Origin of the sequence: Tardiphaga sp. (assembly GCF_028290785.1) — a bacterium.
Taxonomy (GTDB): domain Bacteria; phylum Pseudomonadota; class Alphaproteobacteria; order Rhizobiales; family Xanthobacteraceae; genus Tardiphaga.
Genome location: NZ_JAQGJD010000172.1, coordinates 1 through 6,218, shown reverse-complemented (window position 1 = coordinate 6,218; position 6,218 = coordinate 1). Strand labels below are relative to the sequence as shown.

Annotated in this window: 10 protein-coding genes, 1 tRNA gene and 1 other RNA gene; 9 read left to right on the top strand and 3 right to left on the bottom strand. The window is 62.6% G+C overall.

Annotation, left to right across the window (positions count from 1 at the left end; all coding sequences use genetic code 11):
• Positions 1-452 (bottom strand): septal ring lytic transglycosylase RlpA family protein (locus JWR89_RS10205; RefSeq protein WP_299715180.1); only part of this gene is annotated, 452 nt, incomplete at its 3' end.
• Positions 453-769: 317 nt separating this feature from the next.
• Between JWR89_RS10205 and JWR89_RS10200 the strand changes: the two genes are divergently transcribed.
• Positions 770-934: a Flp family type IVb pilin gene (locus tag JWR89_RS10200; protein WP_299715186.1), complete on the top strand. Its 165-nt coding sequence runs from the start codon at positions 770-772 to the stop codon at positions 932-934.
• 88 nt (positions 935-1,022) lie between these two features.
• Here JWR89_RS10200 and JWR89_RS10195 read toward each other — a convergent pair whose 3' ends face one another.
• Positions 1,023-1,178, bottom strand: a complete 156-nt coding sequence (locus JWR89_RS10195) for a hypothetical protein (RefSeq protein ID WP_299715177.1) — start codon at positions 1,176-1,178, stop codon at positions 1,023-1,025.
• A 163-nt stretch (positions 1,179-1,341) separates the two neighbouring features.
• Here JWR89_RS10195 and JWR89_RS10190 point away from each other — a divergent pair, with 163 nt between their 5' ends.
• From JWR89_RS10190 to JWR89_RS10180, 3 genes are all read left to right on the top strand, one after another.
• Entirely contained in the window at positions 1,342-1,587 is a 246-nt protein-coding gene (locus JWR89_RS10190) for a hypothetical protein (protein WP_299715174.1), read from the top strand.
• A gap of 371 nt (positions 1,588-1,958) precedes the next feature.
• Positions 1,959-2,144, top strand: coding sequence for a hypothetical protein (locus JWR89_RS10185; RefSeq protein WP_299715172.1), 186 nt, complete (start codon positions 1,959-1,961; stop codon positions 2,142-2,144).
• Positions 2,107-2,406, top strand: a complete 300-nt coding sequence (locus tag JWR89_RS10180; protein WP_299715169.1) for a hypothetical protein — start codon at positions 2,107-2,109, stop codon at positions 2,404-2,406. Before JWR89_RS10185 ends, JWR89_RS10180 begins: the two co-directional genes overlap by 38 nt.
• 198 nt (positions 2,407-2,604) lie before the next feature.
• On the opposite strand, the gene ssrA is transcribed toward JWR89_RS10180, so the two are convergent.
• Positions 2,605-2,952: a transfer-messenger RNA gene (ssrA, locus tag JWR89_RS10175) on the bottom strand.
• Between the two features lie 105 nt (positions 2,953-3,057).
• Here ssrA and JWR89_RS10170 point away from each other — a divergent pair.
• From JWR89_RS10170 to JWR89_RS10150, 5 genes are all read left to right on the top strand, one after another.
• Positions 3,058-3,213 carry a hypothetical protein gene (locus JWR89_RS10170; protein ID WP_299715167.1) on the top strand — a complete coding sequence of 52 codons (156 nt, stop codon included), beginning with the start codon at positions 3,058-3,060 and terminating at the stop codon, positions 3,211-3,213.
• 152 nt (positions 3,214-3,365) lie between these two features.
• Positions 3,366-3,926: a hypothetical protein gene (locus tag JWR89_RS10165; RefSeq protein ID WP_299715165.1), complete on the top strand. Its 561-nt coding sequence runs from the start codon at positions 3,366-3,368 to the stop codon at positions 3,924-3,926.
• 200 nt (positions 3,927-4,126) lie between these two features.
• Positions 4,127-5,542, top strand: coding sequence for a pyruvate kinase (pyk, locus tag JWR89_RS10160; RefSeq protein WP_299715163.1), 1,416 nt, complete (start codon positions 4,127-4,129; stop codon positions 5,540-5,542).
• A 153-nt stretch (positions 5,543-5,695) separates the two neighbouring features.
• Entirely contained in the window at positions 5,696-5,911 is a 216-nt protein-coding gene (locus tag JWR89_RS10155) for a hypothetical protein (RefSeq protein WP_299715183.1), read from the top strand.
• A gap of 117 nt (positions 5,912-6,028) precedes the next feature.
• Positions 6,029-6,118: transfer RNA gene (locus JWR89_RS10150), tRNA-Ser, on the top strand.
• Positions 6,119-6,218: the final 100 nt, after the last annotated feature.

Genomic DNA, 6,218 nt, shown 5'->3' with positions numbered 1-6,218 from the left:
CGGTTGCCGTGATACGGGCCGCGATCGTTGATGCGTACGATCAGCGATTTGCCATTGCCGAGATTGGTGACGCGGGCGTAGCTCGGAATCGGCAACGTCGGATGCGCCGCGGTCAGCGACGCCATGTCGAACACTTCGCCATTGGCAGTCAGGCGGCCATGAAAGTCGTCGCCATACCAGGAGGCCAGGCCTTCGGCGCGATAATTGAGATTTTCCTCGGGCACATAGACCCGACCGCCGACCGTATAGGGCTTGCCGACGCGGTAGGTGCCGCCGCCCTTGGGCACGGGTTCGCCCATGCCGACGACGCGGGGGCTGCTGGAGACGCCGTATTTCGGATCGACGCGGCTCATTTTCCCGGAGGAAGCACAATTGGCTAGTGCCAGGCACGCGCTTACCGCCGCAGCTGCCCGTGCCGCACGGCGAAGCCGATATGACCTACGAATCCCCATACGCCCCAATACCATTCCAGCGGCCGTATGCCCATATCGAGGCACTCACGACCGGTAAATCTCGATACGCCCCACTTCCGCACCAAGAGGTGAACATATCGCAGCCCAAACTGGGCGGAAATGCGATCAGCCAAGACATGGTAAACGGAAGGTTGAAGCCGATCGTGCCCCGCCTTCCCTGCCGCGCGGCGAATGCACGCGGCGGCCCATCGGGTTTTCCAGAATGGAACAAGTACTTCATCGCAAGAGGGTTTTGCCGAAAAAATGGACTTCCGAATTTACCGAAGCTTTACGTCGGCGAGCTAACTTCTCTCCCTATGAAAGACCTCATTCGCAGATTCCTTGCAGACCAGTCCGGCGCAACGGCCATCGAGTATGGGCTGCTCGTAGGCGGCATCTCGCTCGTCATTATCGCGGCCGTGGGCGGCCTCGGCGGTGCGCTCAAGAGCAAGTTCGGCGCCCTCTCAACGTCGTTGAAGTAGGCCTGGCCACGCGCGAATCCGTCCCGCGCCTCCCGGCGCGTGACCCTTCCAGAGCTTGCACTCCTGAACGGGCGCTTCTCGCACCGGCCTAATCGAGCGGCTTGTCGTCATCGGTGGACGACTCCTCCTCCGGCGAGCAGATGTCGCCGCCGCCCAATTCCTCTTCCCCCGGCGGCTGGTCACGCGGCTCTTCGTTGGGAGCCGCCTTGTCGCCGTCCTCGATGAAGACCGGATGCCGTGCCATATCCTAATCCCTCGGTTTCCGACCAACGCATGGTCACGGCTTCGGTTACCATCATGTGATGAATGCGGGTAACATTTTACGCTGGATTTGCTTGCGAACACCTCCAAATCCGCCTTCTCTACGCGACGGACGGAAGCGCACCGGCGGCAAGCGGGGGGAAGGAATGGATGTTTCAAAAACGGATTGCGGCGGTATCGACACGGCGGGCGAGTACGCATTTCGCGATGGGCACCTGATCGTCACCCTGCACCAGATCGCAATCTGGGACGCCCATCCGACAGCGATCTTCACCGCGGTGGAATCGCGCCTGAGCCGCGGGCTAAAACTTTATGTGCTGGCCAGCTGGCGACTGCCGGCCCGTCAAAGCCCCGGCGAAGCCGCTAGCGGTGCAGGAATGTCGCCGCGTTGATCACGCCGACCGCCATCAAAGCGACGATCCAGAGCGGCCACATCGGCGCGGCGGTTCGAGCATTAAGCTGTCGAGGAACGCCAAAATTCCGGGCCATGAGTTGCTCCGTTGTCCTGAGTCGAGCGATACGGAAATGTTGTCGGCCATGATGGTTAAATTACGTCGCTGCGGGCGGCTAGACTTGCTCAGCGAGGTTAAAATTGCATTCGCTTGAAGGTTAGCACTTGAGAGCACCAGGCGGCGCCGCGGCGTATTCTCAACCGCAGCAAGACCAGGCATTGAGCGCCTGAACATCGCATCGATTTGTCTCGCTATCCCGCCACGCCGCGCGCATCACTATCGCTTGGATTCCACGGCCATCGGAGCAAGATATGAGCGAGCGCGTCGAAATGCTGAACAAGGCGCGCGAACGCATGGTCGAGGAGCGCGACGTGTTTACGAAGGTGCTGGCGGCACCGTTCGACCGCGAAAAGGCAGAGCGCGCGCGCAACCGTTTCATTGAATTCCAGAGCGTGGTCGATGCGATCGATCGCGCGATTGCCGGCGACAAGGGCTGAGCACCGGCCTGCGCGGCTCCCCCGAATGCAAAATGCGCCGCCCTTTCCGGACGGCGCGATGTGCAATTTCCGCGGCTTGCGGAACGAGGCGCTATGCGACTATCGCAAGATTGAGCTTGTGCTCGCGCTGATAAATCCCGAAGTCGCGTTCTGCGGCCATTGCTTGCGGCAGCGAGACGGCATCGCGCATCTGCCGCGCCAGACGCCAGCCCTCGATATCTCCATCGACGCCAAGGGCATGGAGACGGAGACGATCGGCTGACTGTAGCAATGTCGATAGCCGTTTGCGGCCGATATTCTCAGATCTCGCTCTAAAATAGATCATTGTCATTCAGCTCCCGTGTGGCTGCATGATCAACCGGTCCGACCCGTAAAGGTTGCTTTGGCAGGGGCACCATGTTGAACGCCAGCTTAACGGCCACCCAAATAAAAGCCGCGCCAACCCGAAGGTTGACGCGGCAATGGCCGTTCTGTTGCAAGGTGGACCTACCCCGAACGGTTACGCCGCGAGGCGCACTTCGTTCATGCGAACGTTATCGTTTGCATTTAGGTTTTGACCCGATAACGGCGGTATCATGCCGGGAACAATTCACAGCTTCTTCGCGGCCATCGATCCTATTTCGCCCCCGCCCGAGCAGCCCGTCATTCGCCTTTCGGCAAATCGGTCCCACCGAAGTGAGACTTGAGAGCTGCTGAGGTGGAGGCGCCGGGTACCGCCCCCGGGTCTGCCCGCAGTCCGCTATGAGTTTCAGCGCCATCGTCTTTCGACGCTCCAGATATAGGCGCGATCCCCGGCAAAAGCTAGGTGCCTGTTATCGGCGGGGCCGGCCGCTGAAGCCATTATTTACCGCGCAGAGCTATCCTGACCGCACCGCGGAACCGAACGTTGGGCCGCCACCAAGGGAATCGACCGATGTCGTTATCGTCAGCCAAGAACTACGCGCTTCGGGCCGGGCGCTCGCAGGATGAGAAAGAAGCCATTGAGCTCCTGTCCAAGGCCATCCTGGAACTGGCCACCTCGATGGAGGCCACCGATGCCAAGATCAAGAAGATCAACAAATCGACCTAGTTCACCACCTCCTGGCCCTACGGCATCGTCGCATGGATCGACGTCGAGCCCCTCAATTCAGGCCTGTGGTTTTCTGTGTTTGCCGTTGTGATAGAACGTAGAGCGAACTAAGAGACTGGAAGCGACACAGCATCACCGAAGCGAGCGATTCCTTGGCTGACCAGATCGACGTTGGACCCCCACCCGTCCAGTTGCGCGCAACCAGATCCCACAAGGGGATTGTGGTATTTGCCGTGCTGACGGTGATGGCAGCCGCGGGTTTCGCCTGGTTCAGCTATGGCGACCGGCTGTCAGACCTGCCTGGCTTCGGATCCAGTGCCGGGCCGGTTGTCGCGCCTGGTTCGGCAAGCGACAACAGCCAGGTAGCAGCTTCGGAATTTCAGGCGTTTCAGCAGCAGACCTCCGAGGCCCTGCAGTCGGCAACTCAACTTCTGACGGCGCAGCAGAGTGATTTGAAAAGGCTGTCCGACGAAGTCGCCAGCCTGACAGCCAAGATCGATCTGCTGCAAAACACCGTCGCATCGCCCAGGCCGGCCCTGCCTCCGGCGGTCGCCTCCACCCGGCCAACCGCGCCGGCGCCTCTTGCGGCGGCTCCGGTCGCTGCGCCTGCCGCGGTCGCAGCGCCGCGCAAGAGGCCTAGCGCTCCCAAGCCGGCCGGCGCGATCTCAGTCGGCGGCGCGCCGCTTCCGGCATCGACCCAACCTATTCGCTAATCCACCGACGCCGCGGTGGCCGCGATCCAGAGCTCCAGCGTCTGAGCATGCGCAACGGCGGCGGGCAGAAAGTTCCTTCCCTGCACGCCTTTGCCACACATCTCGGCTATGTTCATTGGCGCGGCGGCTGATTCCAGCCGCCGCACCACTCGCGTCGATGAAATCAGAAATACCAGGGACGGCCCACCGGCCGAGTCAGCATGCGCCGCAACCGCCGGGCTAAAATCGTCGCCACCGTGGGTCCGGCGAGCGGGTCGCCGGAAATGCTGGAAGCGTTGTTCCTGGCTGGCGTCGATACGTTCCGGCTGAACTTCAGCCATGGCACCCATGCCGACCACGCCAAGGTCCACGCCGCGATCCGCGCGCTGGAGACCAAGCTCGGCCGGCCGATCGGCATCCTGCAGGACCTGCAAGGCCCGAAGATCCGCGTCGGCACCATCAAGGACGGCAAGTTCGTGGTCGCCGCGGGCGAACAGGTGCGCTTCGTGCTGAAGGGCGCGGACGGCGACAAGATGTCGATCCCCCTGCCCCATCCCGAAATCTTCGACGCCGTGACGCCCGGCGACGACCTGTTGATCGACGACGGTCGAATCCGGGTCCGTGTCACCGGCATCGGCGCCGATTTCATCGACGCCAAGATCATCACCGGCGGCACCATCTCGAACCGCAAGGGCGTCAATGTCCCGAGCGCCGTGCTCAACCTGTCGCCACTGACCGAAAAAGACCGCGCTGACCTTGCTTTCGGCCTGGAGCTTGGCGTTGATTGGGTCGCGCTGTCGTTTGTGCAGAAGCCAGGCGACGTCATCGAAGCGCTCGCTTTGATCGACGGCCGCGCCGGCGTGATGTCGAAGATCGAGAAGCCAGCCGCGCTGGAGCATATCGACGACATCATCCGGCTGTCCGGCGCGATCATGGTCGCGCGCGGCGATCTCGGCGTGGAAATTCCCCACGAGGACGTGCCCGGTCGGCAGAAGGAATTGATCAAGTCGTGCAGGCTGGCCGGTAAGCCGGTCATCGTCGCCACGCAGATGCTGGACTCGATGGTCGCCGCGCCGACGCCGACCCGCGCCGAAGCCTCCGACGTCGCCACAGCAATCTATGACGGCGCCGATGCGGTGATGCTGTCGGCGGAATCCGCCTCGGGGCAATATCCGCGCGAAGCGGTGGAGATGATGAACCGCATCATCGAGAGCACCGAGCGGCACAAGATGTACCGCGCGATCATCGACGCTTCGCATCCCGGCGAGGAAGAGACCGCACCGCATGCGGTGGCCGCCGCCGCCGCCGACCTCGCCGCCGCGCTGCACGCCTCCGCCATCGTCGCCTTCACCTCGAGCGGCACTACGGCCGCGCGCATTGCCCGCAAGCGGCCGAAGGTGTCGTTGCTGGCGATCACGCCGCACCAGCTCGTCGCCCGGCAGTTGTCGCTGCTGTGGGGCGCTCACAGCGTGCTGTCCGACGACATCGGCACCTATGAGGAGATGGTCGATAAAGCCGCGCAGATCGCGCGCGCGGAAGCCTTCGCCAAGCAGGCCGACTCCATTGTCGTGGTCGCCGGCATCCCCTTCAAGGAAGCCGGCACCACCAACAATTTGCGTGTCGTGCAAATCAGCTAAGCCGGCGAGCGTATTGGCAGCTTGTCCCGGACGCCGTGGGATTGGCGGCGTGGTGCGCTGCAGAGCCGGTGATGCGGCCGGAACCATTCACGGCCGGCCCCATTGCCTGAACAAGGCAGATGCAGGAGATGCGCGGTGAAACGATGTTGGCCAATTGCAGCGGGCCTGTTGGCCGTTACCTTCTTCGGGTGCGCGGGCGCAGGTGACGCCCTCGCCCGCGGCGGCGCCTCGAACATCATGAACTCACCGGGCTACCAGCGACGCCTGCAGGAATCCCGCGGCTACGTCACCAACCAGTCCGGCTCGATCCTGCCAGGCCGGCCGGTGGGGGTGGATCCCGCCAGGCCGAAGGTTCGGCGGCGCTATTAGCCGACGGCGGCGCGCGACGCCGAGTTCGCGGGATGCGGACCGGCGGCGTTGCATCCGGTGTTGGCCATAAACAACCCTTCCCCCCTCGCCGGGGCTTTGCTAAGTCCGTCGTCGTGCGGAAGGGTGGCCGAGTGGTTTAAGGCAGCGGTCTTGAAAACCGCCGTGCCTGCAAGGGTACCGTGGGTTCGAATCCCACCCCTTCCGCCAGCAACCTGTTTCTGCCAAACTCACACGGACCAGGAATTAGCTCTCGCCTCTTAAAAACCCAGCAATATATCTAGTTTTACGTTCGCTTTTGCTGGCGGAA